The sequence below is a fragment of the Embleya sp. NPDC050154 genome, assembly GCF_044460165.1.
Classification (GTDB): Bacteria; Actinomycetota; Actinomycetes; order Streptomycetales; family Streptomycetaceae; genus Embleya.
The window spans coordinates 21,628-35,665 of the sequence record NZ_JBITJP010000016.1; the positions used below are offsets into that span (position 1 = coordinate 21,628).

11 protein-coding genes are annotated in these 14,038 nt (G+C 70.4%); 4 read left to right on the forward strand and 7 right to left on the reverse strand.

The features are described from left to right. The first annotated feature begins 255 nt into the window (after positions 1-255). Positions 256-1,902 (forward strand): MFS transporter, encoded by a 1,647-nt coding sequence (locus tag ACIBSV_RS30060; RefSeq protein WP_395868498.1) that lies wholly within the window; start codon positions 256-258, stop codon positions 1,900-1,902. A 456-nt stretch (positions 1,903-2,358) separates the two neighbouring features. Here the strand turns inward: ACIBSV_RS30060 and ACIBSV_RS30065 are convergent, their stop codons facing one another. The 4 genes from ACIBSV_RS30065 to ACIBSV_RS30080 all read right to left on the reverse strand — a co-directional run bounded on the left by ACIBSV_RS30065 (position 2,359) and on the right by ACIBSV_RS30080 (position 6,027). Further along, the gene (locus tag ACIBSV_RS30065; RefSeq protein WP_395868500.1) at positions 2,359-3,978 is read right to left on the reverse strand and encodes a multicopper oxidase family protein; all 1,620 of its coding nucleotides are present in this window, start codon (positions 3,976-3,978) and stop codon (positions 2,359-2,361) included. After that, on the reverse strand, positions 3,975-4,337 hold the full coding sequence (locus ACIBSV_RS30070; RefSeq protein WP_395868502.1) for a hypothetical protein: 363 nt from the start codon (positions 4,335-4,337) through the stop codon (positions 3,975-3,977). The genes ACIBSV_RS30065 and ACIBSV_RS30070 overlap by 4 nt, the downstream gene beginning before the upstream one ends. A 302-nt stretch (positions 4,338-4,639) precedes the next feature. Then, complete coding sequence (locus ACIBSV_RS30075) at positions 4,640-4,819, reverse strand: hypothetical protein (protein ID WP_395868504.1); 180 nt, start codon at positions 4,817-4,819, stop codon at positions 4,640-4,642. Between the two features lie 437 nt (positions 4,820-5,256). Then, positions 5,257-6,027, reverse strand: a complete 771-nt coding sequence (locus ACIBSV_RS30080) for a PLP-dependent transferase (RefSeq protein ID WP_395868506.1) — start codon at positions 6,025-6,027, stop codon at positions 5,257-5,259. Positions 6,028-6,232: 205 nt separating this feature from the next. Between ACIBSV_RS30080 and ACIBSV_RS30085 the strand changes: the two genes are divergently transcribed. Continuing rightward, positions 6,233-6,859: a permease-like cell division protein FtsX gene (locus ACIBSV_RS30085; RefSeq protein ID WP_395868508.1), complete on the forward strand. Its 627-nt coding sequence runs from the start codon at positions 6,233-6,235 to the stop codon at positions 6,857-6,859. A 182-nt stretch (positions 6,860-7,041) separates the two neighbouring features. After that, positions 7,042-7,482 (forward strand): Scr1 family TA system antitoxin-like transcriptional regulator, encoded by a 441-nt coding sequence (locus ACIBSV_RS30090; RefSeq protein ID WP_395868875.1) that lies wholly within the window; start codon positions 7,042-7,044, stop codon positions 7,480-7,482. Positions 7,483-8,433: 951 nt separating this feature from the next. Here ACIBSV_RS30090 and ACIBSV_RS30095 read toward each other — a convergent pair. Beyond that, positions 8,434-9,768, reverse strand: a complete 1,335-nt coding sequence (locus tag ACIBSV_RS30095; protein WP_395868510.1) for a GH1 family beta-glucosidase — start codon at positions 9,766-9,768, stop codon at positions 8,434-8,436. Between the two features lie 60 nt (positions 9,769-9,828). On the opposite strand from ACIBSV_RS30095, the gene ACIBSV_RS30100 reads away from it, so the two are divergent. Then, the gene (locus ACIBSV_RS30100) at positions 9,829-10,467 is read left to right on the forward strand and encodes a TetR/AcrR family transcriptional regulator (protein ID WP_395868512.1); all 639 of its coding nucleotides are present in this window, start codon (positions 9,829-9,831) and stop codon (positions 10,465-10,467) included. Between the two features lie 170 nt (positions 10,468-10,637). Here the strand turns inward: ACIBSV_RS30100 and ACIBSV_RS30105 are convergent, their stop codons facing one another. Both ACIBSV_RS30105 and ACIBSV_RS30110 read right to left on the reverse strand, forming a co-directional pair. After that, positions 10,638-11,900: an MFS transporter gene (locus ACIBSV_RS30105; RefSeq protein WP_395868514.1), complete on the reverse strand. Its 1,263-nt coding sequence runs from the start codon at positions 11,898-11,900 to the stop codon at positions 10,638-10,640. Then, positions 11,897-13,957: an alpha-galactosidase gene (locus ACIBSV_RS30110; protein WP_395868516.1), complete on the reverse strand. Its 2,061-nt coding sequence runs from the start codon at positions 13,955-13,957 to the stop codon at positions 11,897-11,899. The genes ACIBSV_RS30105 and ACIBSV_RS30110 overlap by 4 nt, the downstream gene beginning before the upstream one ends. Positions 13,958-14,038 lie beyond the last annotated feature (81 nt).

The following is a 14,038-nucleotide window of genomic DNA, read 5'->3' on the forward strand; positions in this document are numbered from 1 at the left end:
CCACACGGCCGCCCGGAGGCTACCTGAAGCGAACCGGTAGGAGACCTGAAGGCGCGGTCGGCACATTGGTGTCCGGTCCGGCCGGTGTGGTGCTCGCGGGGTCGGAGTCGGAGAGGCGCCTCGGCCTCCTCGTTCTCCGTTCCTGCTTCGTCCCCACCCGTCGCGACCCCGTCCCGGCGCGGCGCATAGACGGGCGCTGCCGAAACAGCATGACGATTCCTTGGGAGATGTCCCGTGTCTTCGCACAGTCCGACGATGTCCGGTGTTCGCGCCGGCCCCCGCGAGTGGATCGGGTTGGCCGTTCTCGCGCTGCCCACGATGTTGCTCTCCCTCGACGTGACCGTCCTCTACCTCGCGTTGCCGCAACTGGGCGCGGATCTGCGTCCGGACGGCGCCGAGACGTTGTGGATCACCGATGTCTACGGCTTCATGATCGCCGGGTTTCTGGTGACCATGGGCACGTTGGGTGACCGGATCGGCAGACGGAGGCTGTTGGTGATCGGCGCCGCCGCGTTCGGGGCCGCGTCGGTGCTGGCCGCCTACGCGACGTCGCCGCAGATGTTGATCGTCGCCCGCGCGCTCCTGGGTGTGGCCGGGTCGACGCTGATGCCGTCCACGTTGTCCTTGATCAGCACGATGTTCACCGACCCCAGGGAGCGGGGCTCGGCCATCGGGATCTGGGCGAGTTGCTTCTCGGTCGGCATCGCGGCGGGTCCGGTCGTCGGCGGTCTGCTGCTCGACGCGTTCTGGTGGGGTTCGGTCTTCCTGCTCGGTGTGCCGGTGATGGCGGTGTTGCTGGTCGCCGCGCCGTTGTTGCTGCCGGAATACCGGAATCCCGAGGCCGGGCGGCTCGACGTGGTCAGTGTCGTCCTCTCCCTCGCGGCGATTCTGCCGGTGATCTACGGGATCAAGCGGTGGGCCGGACACGGTTTCGAGACGTCCGCCGCGGTGGCGCTGGTGGTCGGCCCGGTCTTCGGGTACGTCTTCGCCCGTCGCCAGCGTCGGCTCGCCCATCCGCTCCTGGATCTGCGGCTGTTCCGCAACCGCACGTTCCGGGCCGCGGCGGTGGTCTCGGTCCTGGCGGCGAGCGGGCTCGGCGGGATGTATCTGTTCGTCACGCAATACCTGCAACTTGTCGAGGGCCTGTCCCCGGTGCGGGCGGGGATGTGGCTGCTGCCGGCGGCCTTCGCGTTGATCGCCGCGACGTTGGCGACCACGGTCGTGGCCCGTCGGGTGCGGCCGGGCTACGTGCTCGGCGGTGGTCTGGCCGTCGCGGCGGTGGGGTACCTGCTTCTGGCCCTGGTCGACAGCACGGGTGGGCTGCCGCTCCTGGTGACCGGATTCGTCGTGCTCTACGCGGGGTTCAGCCCGGTGATGGTGCTCGGCGTCGATCTGATCGTGGGATCGGTACCGGCGGAGGAGGCGGGTTCGGCCGCCGCGGTGGCGGAGACCGGCACGGAGTTCGGCTTGGCGCTGGGGATCGCCGTGCTCGGCAGCCTGGGCGCCGCGGTGTACCGGGACCGGACGGACGAGTCGATGCCGGAGGGTGTCCCCGACAGGGTCGCCGACGCCGCGCACGACAGCCTGGCGGGGGTCACGGCAGCGGCCGAAGGATTGCCGGCGGGGCCGCGGGACGACGTACTGGGCTCGGCGCGGGATGCCTTCACGACGGGCTTGAACGTGGTGGGCGGGGTCGGCGCGGCGCTGATGCTCGTATTGGCGGCTTTGGCGGTGTCCATGTTGCGGCACGCGGGCCCGACCGCCGATCGGGACACGGCCGAGAGCTCACCCGACGCGGGGGTGGAGCCCGACCGGGTCCCCGTCACCGCCGGGATCGCCGCGGACCGGGACCGGTCCACGATCCCCGACCCGCCTGCCGGTACACCCCCGACGATCGCGTGAGGCCGTGCGTTGCGGCGGATCGCGCCCCAACCAGCCCCTGAACCCGAACAGGGCACCCGTGAACGCCGGGCGCGTCGGTGTCGCGGGTGGGCGGTGCGCGCTCGAGGAGGTTCGCGGTCGCTGTCGGCGGGTTGTCGTCGGCACCGGGATACGACCGCGTCCGGTCGGCGGGCTCGGGCGCGGTCGGGCCGTTGCCGTGCGGGGGAAGGCGCCGGGACTCCCACCGACCTTGCCCGTTTCGCGGGGCGCCGGCGTGCGGGTTCGTCGCGCCGGCGCGTCCCGCTGCTCGCGGCTCGCTGCTCGCCGCTTGCTGCTTGCTGCTTGCTGCTTGCTGTGGCGCCCTGCCGGGATCTCGGCTCACCCGGTCCCCACCAGCAGGCCCTCCACGTCGTCGTGCACGTCCCCACGGGGAAGTTCTCACGCCGTAGTGGTTCGGCGTGCGGGGCGCACGAATGGCTACGTGACGCGGAAGTTGGCCATCATGGTCATGTCCTCGTGTTCGAGGTTGTGGCAGTGCATCATGTACCGGCCCTTGAACCCGTCGAAGCGGGCGAGGACTTCGACGGTCTCGTATGGGCGCACATCCACCGTGTCCTTCCAGCCCGCGTCCGTGGCGGCCGGTGCGCCGGCACCGCGACCGACGACCGCGAAGTGGGCCAGGTGCAGGTGGACCGGGTGGTGGAAGTCGCTGGACAGGCGCCACAACTCGACGGTGCCCAGCGCCGGGTCGGCGAGGTGCTCGTCGGGGTCGAATACACGGCCGTTGATCGTCCACATCCGTGCGCCTGCGCGTTTGGTCTGTCGGAAGTCGAACGCGCGGGTCCGCACCGCGTCACCTCGTGTCGGCAGCCTCGGCTCCGAAAGCCGTTCGGGAATCCGGGACTCGTCACGGGCCCGACGTACCACCCGGAACCGCATCACCTCGCGGGTGCCGGCGGTCTCGCCGAGCATGTTGCGCACCGTCACCTCGGTGCCGACGGGGTAGCGACCGAAGTCGACGACCAGGTCGAATCGCTCCGCCGGGGAAATCGGCACCCGGTCGTGCCCCACCGGCCGCTCCAGCAGGCCGCCGTCGCTGCCGACCTGCACGAACGCCGGGCTCCCGTCCGGTGGTTCGGGGTCCAACCGCAGCCCGTACCGGCGGGCGTTGGACGCGTTCAGCACGCGCAGCCGGTACCTGGTCGCCTCGACCTCCAGCACCGGCCACGGCGCCCCGTTGACCAGGACGACGTCGCCCAGGACCCCCTCCATGAAGTCGTCCTCGACACCGGGTCTCCCGATCAGGGTGGGGTCCAACGCCGGGTAGCGAAACTCCCCGCCGGCCTCGAACGCGCGGTCGCAGATCATCAGCGGGACGTCGCGTTCGCCGGACGGCAGCGGCAGCGCCTCGTCCTCCGCATCCGTGACCAGGAAGAAGCCCGCCAGGCCGCGCCACACCTGCGGCCCGGAGAAGTCCATCCGATGGTCGTGGTACCACAGCGTTGCCGCCCGCTGGGCGAGCGGATAGACGTAGTCCCTGGTGTGGGCGTGTGTCGTCCACTGGTTCGGGCGCACCACCATCGCCCCATGCCCGCCGTGCCCGCCGTGCCCGCCGTGCCCGCCGTTCTGTGTTGCCTGGTGGACGGCGTTCACGGCCGGGCTGTACCCACCCTTGGAGATCACCAGATCGGTGGGGTAGCCGTCGGACTCGGGCGGGGTCACGCCGCCGTGCAGGTGCGTGGACGTCGGCACCACCAGCTCGTTCCGCACCCGTACCACCGCCTCGTGTCCCGACCGCAGCCGAAACGTCGGGCCGGGAAACGTCCCGTCGTAGCCCCACACCGTGGTCCGCGTCCCCGGCAGGATCTCCACCTCGGCCGCCCGCTGCACCACCTCGAACCGTGACGCCCCCGACCCGTCCACCACCGGAACCGCCTGCGCGGGAATCGGCAACGGCACGGTGAACGGTTCGGGCAACCGCGCCCGGCTGCGCAACAACTCCCCGCTCGTCGTGGTCGTCGAACAACCGACCGCCGCCGACAGGGCCACGCCCCCGCTCAACCCCAGGAATCCCCGACGCGACAAGTATCGGCTCATATCGTCGGCTCCCGATGCCGACGAAACCCGAACGACCAGGTCAGATTCCAGGCCGCGACTCCCACGAGAGCCGTCCCGAGCGGGATGTGCAGGGCGAGATTGCGCGCGCCGCCCGCGCCGATCTGCGTGACGACCAGGACGAACAGCACAGGCGGATAGGCGAGGTACCAGACGGGGCCACGCCCGAACCACCACAGCAGCACGGCCGCGACCATCTGCACCATGGGAAACAGGACCAGCGACCCGCCCACGGCCCCGTGGACCCGGAGCAGATCCACATCACCGGTCACGAACCGGCCCGCCATAATCGCCTGGGTCAAAGTCCCGACCGCGAACAGGACGCCCAGTACGCGCACCACGACGACGGGCCACGCCCTCGGTCTGACACCCGATCGACGCGAACTCACCCGCCCCCGGCCACGTTTCCCTTTCAGCGCGGAGAACCGCGCTTCGTAGCGATCCGGTGGTACATGCATCGCGATCTCCTCGTTCCGGCGCAACCGGATCGCATGGGTGGGGGCATGTCGCCCACCCCGGGGGGATGGTCGTTTTCCCAGGTGTTGAAGCAGCACGACAGGCCCTTCGGGTCGGACGAGTCGCGACCGGACGTGCGTGCGTTGTGAGTCGACGTCCGGCCGGGGCAGCCGGGGCGCGAGGCCGCCTACTCGACGTCGATCAGCGCGGGCATTCCTTCGGTCCCCAGTGGCAGTTCTCGACCCGGGATGCGACAGCCGCGGGGGTGATCGTGCATGTCGGCAGCCGCCGCGGACGGCACGGCGCAGCAGAGGACCGCGACGGCGGAGATGACGCCCGGAAGACGGGTGGTGTTGGAAATGCGCATGGCAGTGCTCCCCTGGTTGTTGCTGCGTTGGGCCGCCGTCGGCGCGTCGAGGAAAGCGCCATCCTTCGGGAAGACGCCGGGACTGTGGGCATGCGGGACCTCGAACCACTCTGAAAACGAGGTGGTTTCGTGGGCCGACCCACTCGGTTGCGGAGCGATTCGAACTGAGATCAGTTTGTTCGACGGCTCGTGTGACGCCCTCATGAGCAAGAACGAAGTGCGCCGGCACCGGACGGAGTAGATCGGCTGCGCCGGCCACAACCGAGGTGGTACACGCACCACGTGCGCTCACAACTCCGACCGTACGAACACCCCGAGGCCGTCTCGGGATGGGTTGGCCGTAACCACGTTCTCCTCCCCGGCCGAACGGGCCCCGCTCGCCCAGGGCGTGAGCGGCGTACGAGCGGGGGCGGATGTCTACGAGCCCTGTGTCCGCGTCAACGCGTACGGGTTGCGGTGATGGCCGTGGTGAGGTCGTCCCACAGGTCTTCGACGTGTTCGCACCCGACACTGAGGCGAAGCAGGCCGGGCGGGACGTGTTCCTGGCCGAGGAGTTTGGCGCGTCGCTCGATCGTGCTCTCGACGCCGCCGAGACTGGTGGCCGAAGTGACGACGCGCACTGCGGCGCAGACGGCGTCGGCGTGCGCCGCGTCGACGAGTTCGAAGCTGTGGCCGCCCGGCGGGCGGAGACGCTGAGCGGATGGTCGGGGCCGAGCACGCGTTCGGTGTCTGCGGCCCATCGGAGGTGTTCGTCGCGTATCAGGGCGCGGGACTTCCGTTCCGCGTCGGCCAAGCCCCTGGCCACGTCGGCGCGGGCCTTCCGCTCCGCGTCGGCCATCGCCGACGGCCACGTGCGTCGAGCCGGCGGCGCGCACGCGCAGGGTCAGCTCGTGGTCACGGCCCAGGACGCGGGAGGCGTCCTCGACGACCTCCCGCAGCAGCTCCCGGCAGAGCAGCACGTCGCCGGCCGCCGCGACGGTCTGCGCATGGATCAGCCGTACGGCGAGGGTGTCGACCGTCCGACCGCCCGCATCCGCGGCCCACTGCGAGGCGAGCTCCGCCAGGCGCTCCTTGCACGACGATGCGGACGCGGCACCGCACGCCTCTACCGCGGCCCGCGCTTTTGCGGTGAGCTCGACGCCGTAGACGTGTTCCCCGGCCCGCCGTTCGCCGCGTTGCTGCGCGCGGGCGCGCCCGCGCGCAACCATGAGAGCACACGGTGCGCGCCGCCCGGCCCGGTCCGCGCCTATTGGACACCGACACCTGCGGCACCTGGCTGTGGCGGGCCCGCGGGACGAGTACGTGCGGTCGAGGAGCACGAATTCGCGCACCCGGGACGCCTTCGAAGGTGCGGTCGGATCCGGTGAGAGGCCCACCAACTACGCTCGGTACCAGACACGTTCACATCGGGGGATGAGCATGGGCAACCGGAACACATCCCGCACGGGCGGGGTCGCCATCCGATGCGCGACCGTGCTCCTGTCGATCACGACGGCCGCCGCCTGCTCCGGCGGCGACAACGGGAAGGCACACCCGAAGCAGCCGAAGGCGGCCCCCTCGGCGGTCGCGGGGTCGGCCGGGCCCGGCTCCGACGGCGCGACCGGGGAGGCTCCCGTCTGGGGCGCGGACAACCTGCCGCCGGGTGTCGACTTCTGGGCCGGGAAGGTGGACTTGACGGTGTTCCTGTGCCGGGTCTCCGACCCGAAGACGGGCGGCTGCTCGAGCGGCGCCGTCACCAACGCCCAACGCGAGGAGATCCTCGCCGCGCTCAAAGCCATGCCGCAGGTCGAGCACGTGTACTTCGAGGACCGGGGACAGGCATGGGAGCTGTTTCGCGCGCAGAACGCCGGCAACCCCCTCCTCCTCGACGCGATGACGGCCGAGCAACTCCCGGAGTCCTTCCGCATCAAACTCAAGGACCCCGCCACCATCACGACGGTGGCGTCCGCGTTCGAGGAACGCCCGGGAGTGGCCTCGACCATGAAGCGGACCCCCTCCGGCCCGCCCGCCTCTCCCCCGGCCCCGCCACGGCGCCGCTGACCCCGGAACGGGCCAGGCGCGCCGTGCTTCGTGAATCACTTGGGCCCTGGCTCGAAACCGCGGGGCGTCGTGACCGACACCGAGCCCAAGCCGGCCGTCGCACCGTACTCGGGCCTCAGCTGCGCAGGGTGTAACCGTGCCCTGGCGGGTGCGCCGACCGGCCCGATCGCCGCGCTCCTGGGATCGACCCGACGCTTCCGAGGCGTTCGGGACGACGTCGCGGAGGCGGTGAAGGCCCGGTTGGAGCGGTCGCGGGTGCTCCACCGCCCCGGCCACCGCTTCGCGCGGTGATCGAGGAACGGGTGCTGAGGCAGCGGTACGACGACGCCGCGACCATGGCCGGTCCGCTCGGGCACCTGCTCACGGCGATGGCCTGTCCGCAGGTCGCGCTCGGCGTCATACCGTTCGGCGCGGCACGCGAACACATCCGGGGCGTGGCGTCGTTCACCGTCTACGACGAGGACCGGGTTGCCATCGAGTGGCCGAGAGCCGAGGTCGACATCACCGCTGCCGGCGACGTCGAGGACTGCGTGCGGGCTTTCGCCGAACTGACCAAACTCGCCGCCGTACACGGGACCCGGGCGCGCGCGCTCGTCGCTGCCGCGACCGATGCCCTGGAGTAGCCCGTTCGAGTGTTCCCCGCGGAATTTTGTGGAACTTCCTGGCCGCCGGGCCCGGCGCCGCGTCACGGTGGACGCATGGCCGCATCCGGCAGGTTCCCGAGGTCCGCGCGCTCGCCCCCCGATCACCGACATCAGGTTCCGCGTGTGCTCGATCGAGGCGGACGGGTCGGTCCGCGACGGTCCGGCGGGGAGAGCGCCGAACGTCCCCGGTCAGCCTTGCGACAACCACTGTGCCGGTCACCGCATCGCCCTCATCCCCGGGGATCCCTGTCGTGCCCTCGCGATCGAGGGATCGCGCCATGGTCGAACTCGGTTTTCGGACTCTGCGCCGCGGGTCACCGAGACGCGCCTCGGTGGGCCGCCCGCAACGCGAAAGGACAGGTCGGCGCCGCCACCCCTGGCAGGCTCGGCCGCGCCGACATCGGATGGCCCACCGCCTGACGATCCCGCGGAGGGACGCATGGACTTCGGCACGTGGCCGCGCCTGCTCGTCGTCGACGTCGAGGGCAACGGTGCCCAACCGCCGGACCTCGTCGAAGTCGCCGCAATCCCTGTGGCCGATGGCCAAGTGCGCTCGGAGTCCGCGCGCTCCACGCTCGTCCGCCCGCCGCGGCCGATCACCGCCTTCGCGACGGGCGTTCACCACATCACCAACCAGGACGTCGAGAAAGCCGCATGCAGGCCGAGCAGTACGACACCGCACACACCACCGACGAAGAACCGACGCGTGGCGGCCGACCACCAGACCCGGGCGGGAAGTCACCCGTCTGAGCGAACCGAGCCGGGCGTGCGGTCGGCCCCTGCGGCACCCGCGGGCCGAGTCCTGGACGGGCCCGCGTTCCGCGTCGGGCGTTCGGCGTGCGGCGTTGCTGTCGATCCGGCTCGGGCGCGAGTTCGACGTCCGGGATCCGCCGGAGCTCGTACGGTGTCTGCGCGAACTCGGCGGGGTGTTCAGCCGCGCCGGGCGCGGATGAGGTCGCGATACCAGAGGAAGGACGCCTTCGGGGTGCGGATCTGGGTGTCGTGGTCGACGTGGACGAGGCCGAAGCGCTGGTGGAATCCCTCGGCCCATTCGAAGTTGTCCAGCAGGGTCCAGGTGAAGTAGCCACGGACGTCCACACCTTGGGCCACAGCGGCGTCGACGGCCCGGAGATGGGTGTCCAGGTAGTCGATACGGTCGAGGTCGGGGACGGTGCCGTCCGCGGTGACGACGTCGTCGACGGAACAGCCGTTCTCCGTGATGTAGACCGGAGGGAGCGTCGGGTAGCGCTCCTTGAGGCCGACGAGCAGTTCACGCAGGCCGTCGGGGACGACGGGCCAGTCGAAGGCGGTGCGGCGGTAGCCCTCGATGGGGGCCTCTTCGAACGGCAGGCCCTCGGACGTCGGGGCCTGAATCCGGGTCGGGTTGTAGTAGTTGATGCCGAGCGCGTCCAACGGAGCCGAGATGAGTTCGAGATCGCCGTCCCGGACGGAGCCGCCGAGGGTGGCGTCCGCGCCGTAGGCCGACAGGTCGGGGTAGGCGCCCGTAAGGATCGGGTCGTTGAACAGGCGGTTGTGCAGGTTGTCGTAGGCCTGCGCGGCGGCGCGATCGCCGGGGGCGTCCGAGGCGGGCCAGACCGGGGTGCAGTTGTTGGCGATCATCACCTGAAGGCCGCGTTCGCGCAGCTCCCTCAGCGCCAGACCGTGGCCGAGCAGCTGGTGGTGGGCGACCGGCAGGCAATCGAGGAACAGGGTGCGGCCCGGTGCGTGGGTACCGAGACCGTAGCCCCAGACCATGTGGATGAACGGTTCGTTGAGCGTGATCCACTTCCGGACGCGGTCGCCCAGCCTGTCGGCCACGATGGCGCAGTACTCGGCGAAGCGGTACGCGGTGTCGCGGTTGAGCCAGCCGTCGTCGTCCTCGAGGCCCTGCGGGAGGTCCCAGTGGAACAGGGTCGGGACGGGCTCCACGCCGCGCGCGAGCAGACCGTCGACCAAGCGGTCGTAGAAGTCCAGGCCCCGGAGGTTGACCTCGCCTCGGCCGGTCGGCTGGATTCGGGGCCAGGCGATCGAGAAGCGGTAGCCGGTGAGGCCCGCCTCGGCCATCAGCGCGAGGTCCTCCTCGTACCGGTGGTAGTGGTCGCAGGCCACGTCACCGGTGTGCCCGTCGCGGATCACGCCGGGGCGGGCGGTGAAGGTGTCCCACACCGACGGGCCACGGCCGTCCTCCTTGGTGGCGCCCTCGATCTGGTACGACGCCGTCGAGGCGCCCCAGATGAAGTCCGCGGGCAGATGGTCAAGCGCCACATCAACCTCCAAAACATGAGTAGTACTCATGTTAGTGCGGATCGATGGGATGATGGAAGCGTGAATCAAGATCGCACCTCGGGGACGCTGCGCCGGCGGCCCGTGCAAAGGCGCAGCGCCGAACGATTCGAACGGCTGTTGGACGCCTGTGCCGAGCTCCTGGACGAAGTCGGCTACGTCGCGCTGACCACCAAGGATGTCGCCCGCAGGGCCGAGGTGCCCATCGGTACCCTGTACCAGTTCTTCTCCGACAAAGAGGGGCTGATCGGCGCGCTCGCCGCCCGCAACCTGGGCGTCTTCCTCGAGCGGGTCTCGGCCCGGCTGGAGAGCGAGCAGCCCGAAGACGTCTCGGGCATCGTGGAGGTGACCGTCGACGAATTCGTCACCATGCGTCGGACGATCACCGGGTTCGGCGTGGTCGACTTCGGAGCGGAGGGCCGGGACCACACCCTCGATCCGGCCCTGGACAACAACACCGCGGTCGCCGGACGGCTGCTCGGACTGACCGCGGCCCTGACCGGGGCTCGGGACGACGCCGAACTGGAGATCGTCGTCCGAGTGGCCCTGGAGTGCGCGGACAGCCTGCTGAAACTGGCCTTCCTCACCGATTCGCAGGGCGATCCCCGGCTGATCGCCGAGTGCAAACGAGTCCTCAACAGCTATCTGAACGATCGAATCCGTGCACTGACAACACGGTAGTGGCATGACACGCTTGACCGTTGGTGGCATGACACACGCTTGGCCGCCGAAGGACACGAACGGCGCTGCGGCGACTGCCTACACGAACGCGGCACCCGCCCCCCGCCGAGCCGCGCGCGTCCGATGTGACCGTCCGGCGCCATCCGACCGTGCCGCGGGAGCGCGGACCGCTAACGAACGCTCGTGACCTTCCAGACCAGTGCCGCGCCCAGCACGGACATGGCCGCGGAGCAGAGGAACAACGAGCGGTAACCCCCCAGTTCGCCGAGCACGACCGAGGCGATCGGGGGGACGAGCACGTACGGCAGGGAGGTCATCAGGTTGGCCAGCGCCATATCCTTGCCCCGGTTCCCCGAGGCCGGGAGCACTTCGGTGACCAGAGCGGTATCGACGGCCAGGTACACGCCGTAGCCCAAACCCAGAATCACGGCCGCGACCAGCGTCATGGTCCAGGTGGGCGACAGGGCGAGCGGGACCGCGGCGACGGCCATGGTGACGCCGCCGAGGAACACCGGCATGCGGCGCCTGCCCAGCCTGTCGGAGAGCCAACCGCTGAGGACGACCGTCGAGATCGTGGCCAGGCAGTTGACGCCGATCACGATGAGCAGGCCGTCCTCGGTGGACTGGCCGGGGAAGAGCTGTTCGTAGTGCAGGACATCGTCCAGGAAATACGGCAAGTACAGCGTGCCCAGCCCGTAGCCCAGACCCATGACGAACCGGGAGCCCATCGCCCAGACGAAGTCCGGGTGTTCGCGAGGGCTGATCCGGTAGCCGGCCAGGAAGCCGCGCAGCGAGAAAGACTCGCGGTGGCTGCCGGGCAGCGGCGGGTCCTGCGAGACGACCGCGAACAACACGATCAGTAGCGGGAAAGCGGCCATCAGCACGTACTGCGCGGAGAACCCGACGACGAGGCCGATCGACAGCCCGCCCACGATCAGGCCACCCGCCTGCGGGACCGTGGCCCAGCCCAGCACCACGCCGCGCTGCCCGACCGGGACCCGGTCGGGCACCACCGGGGCGAGCCCGGCACCGATGATCATGAAGCCGGCGGACAGTACGAGAGAGCCGAGTGCGACCCCGACGACCGTCGTCTGAACGCCGGTGCAGACCAGCGCCGCCATGCAGGCCAGCGAGCCCGCGATCATCCACGGCCGGCGGCGACCGAACCGACCGGTGGTGCGGTCGCAGAGCGCGCCGGCCAGCGGCGCGACGACGATTCCCGAGATCGCGCCCATCGCGCTGACCCAGGCGTAGCTGCCGACCTTTCCGTCCGGGTCAATCCTGGCGATCTGTTCGGGCATCAGGAACGTGGTCGACACCAGCATCGGGATGTACATCCCGGCGTTGGCCAGGACGTACAGGACAACCCAGCCGGGACCGACCCTGCGGGTCGGCTCGGCGAGGGCCTCGGGCCGTACGGGGGCGAGGGTCATCGGGGCACTCTGCCGAGGTGGACGAGCTCGCTCGTCCGGTCGAAGGACAGCAGCGGCGGGAGGCCGTGACCGAGCAGGACGGCACCTTCGTGCACGGCGCCGGTGGCCTCGTCCCGGTACCGGGCGTCGGGATCCAGGCCCTTGAGCCGGGTGCGGGCAACCGAGCGCATCAGCGCGGACGGCTGGAATTGGAAGACGACGACCTCATCCCGGGTGAGGTACTGCACGGCGTGGTCCCCCAGGCGGTATTGGACACCGCCGTGCACCACGGGCCGGATCCGCTTGTACTGCTCGACCAGCGTCCGGGACCAGGCCATGTCCTCCTCGCTCCAGTTCCGCAGGTCGCCGCCGATGCCCATCGCTCCGGCCATCGAGACATGGAAGCGGTATCGGATCGAGGTCGGGCGGGCGGTGAAGCTGTTCGGGCTGTCGGTGACCCAGGCGCCCATGGTCCGGGCGGGCAGCATCTGACAGTGTCCGTGCTGGATCGCGACCCGGTCGGCGGCGTCGGTGTTGTCGGACGTCCAGACCTGGTCCGCGCGGGCCAACACGCCCAGGTCGGCCCGGCCGCCGCCGCCCGCGCACGACTCCAGGTACAGGCCCGGGCGGGCGGCGCGCAGCCGGTCCATCACCTCGTAGACGCCGCGTGTGTGCTCGATCCACACCCGGTCGGGGTCGGCGGCCCCGGGTTGCCCGGCCTCGCTGAAGGGCCGGTTCATGTCCCATTTGAGGAAGACGACGTCCAGCTCTGTGACCGTCCTGACCAGCCATTCGACCGCCCATTCACGGACGTCGCGGCGGGCGAAGTTCAGTACGTGCTGCTTACGGCGCTGGGTACGGGCGCGGCCGTCCTGGCACAGGATCCAGTCGGGATGCGCACGGAACAGGTCGCTGTCGGGGTTGACCGCCTCGGGCTCCACCCACAGGCCGAAGCCCATGCCCAGCGCACGAACGTGGTCGGCGAGTGGGCTCAGACCGTCCGGGAAGCGGTCCGGGTTGGGCCACCAGTCGCCGAGCCCGGCCATGTCGCTGGTGCGGGCGCCGAACCAGGCGTCGTCCACCACGAAGACCTCGACACCGATACCGGCGGCCAACTCGGCGAGTTCGGTCTGCTGCTTCTCGGTGATGTCGAACTCGGTGGCCTCCCACGAATTGAAGATCAGCGGGCGTTCGGCCGGACGGGCGGGCAGCACCCGGCGTTCTATGTAGGCGTGCCAGCGGCGGCTGGTGCCGCCGAAGCCGTCGCAGGCGTAGAGCCCGGTGAAGACGGGGGTCTCCAGGCTCTCGCCGGGAGCCAGTTTCCAGACCAGGCCCTCGTGGCCGAAGCCGCCGGTCCAGGAGGCGCGGCCGTAGGGGTCGCGGCGCAGGGTGATCCGGCGGCTGCCGCTCCAGGCCAGGGCCGCGCTCCAGACCTCGCCGTGCTCCTCTGCGGCGTCGTGCGCGTCGAGCATCAGCCAGGGTCCGGCGTGTTGTCCCGTGATGCCGAGGCGGCTGGTGAGCACGGTCTCCCCGACGGGCAACCGGTCGCGCTGGAGCTGGAACTCCCGGCCCCACTCCCCCACGACATGACTGACGCGGTAGTCGTCACGGGCAGGCAGTGTCCAGGCGGCGGAGTCGAACCGCATGACGTCCACGGCCTCGTCCGCGGTGAGGACGGCCCAGCGTTCGATCTGGTCATCGCCGTCCCGAATCCGGTAGTTCAGGTCGAGACCGAGGGAGCGGACGCGGTCGGTGAAGTGGAGCGTGAGCCGGCCGTCCTCGGCCGTGTGCGAGACGAACCTCCACTCGAAGCCGCGGACGCCGTCCTCGAACCGGACGGTCAGCGACGGCGCCCCGAAGCGCAGTGCGCCCTCGACCGCGTACTCCTCACCGCCGGGATCGTCGCCGCCGGGATCCTCGGCGGGTAGGTCAGCCGCTATCACGACGGCCTGCTCCAGGGTCAGCGGCCGACCCCAGTGCACGTGCCGGGGGACGTCGTCGGCGTCCAACCGGAAGGCGTAGGAGGTGCCGGGCGTGCTCAGCAACCACAGGCGGGCTTCGGAGTGATGAGAGATCATACGGAACCCTTAAATATGAGTCGCGCTCATGTTTCGCTCACATGTTAGGTACGCGCACCCACGACGCCAAGCCCTTGACGG

Bases quoted from the DNA above. Each gene is read 5' to 3' on its own strand.
- ACIBSV_RS30060 (WP_395868498.1), top strand. From the start codon at position 256: ATGTCCGGTGTTCGCGCCGGCCCCCGCGAGTGGATCGGGTTGGCCGTT.
- ACIBSV_RS30065 (WP_395868500.1), bottom strand. From the start codon at position 3,978: ATGAGCCGATACTTGTCGCGTCGGGGATTCCTGGGGTTGAGCGGGGGC.
- ACIBSV_RS30075 (WP_395868504.1), bottom strand. From the start codon at position 4,819: ATGCGCATTTCCAACACCACCCGTCTTCCGGGCGTCATCTCCGCCGTC.
- ACIBSV_RS30080 (WP_395868506.1), bottom strand. From the start codon at position 6,027: ATGGTTGCGCGCGGGCGCGCCCGCGCGCAGCAACGCGGCGAACGGCGG.
- ACIBSV_RS30085 (WP_395868508.1), top strand. From the start codon at position 6,233: ATGAGCATGGGCAACCGGAACACATCCCGCACGGGCGGGGTCGCCATC.
- ACIBSV_RS30105 (WP_395868514.1), bottom strand. From the start codon at position 11,900: ATGACCCTCGCCCCCGTACGGCCCGAGGCCCTCGCCGAGCCGACCCGC.
- ACIBSV_RS30110 (WP_395868516.1), bottom strand. From the start codon at position 13,957: ATGATCTCTCATCACTCCGAAGCCCGCCTGTGGTTGCTGAGCACGCCC.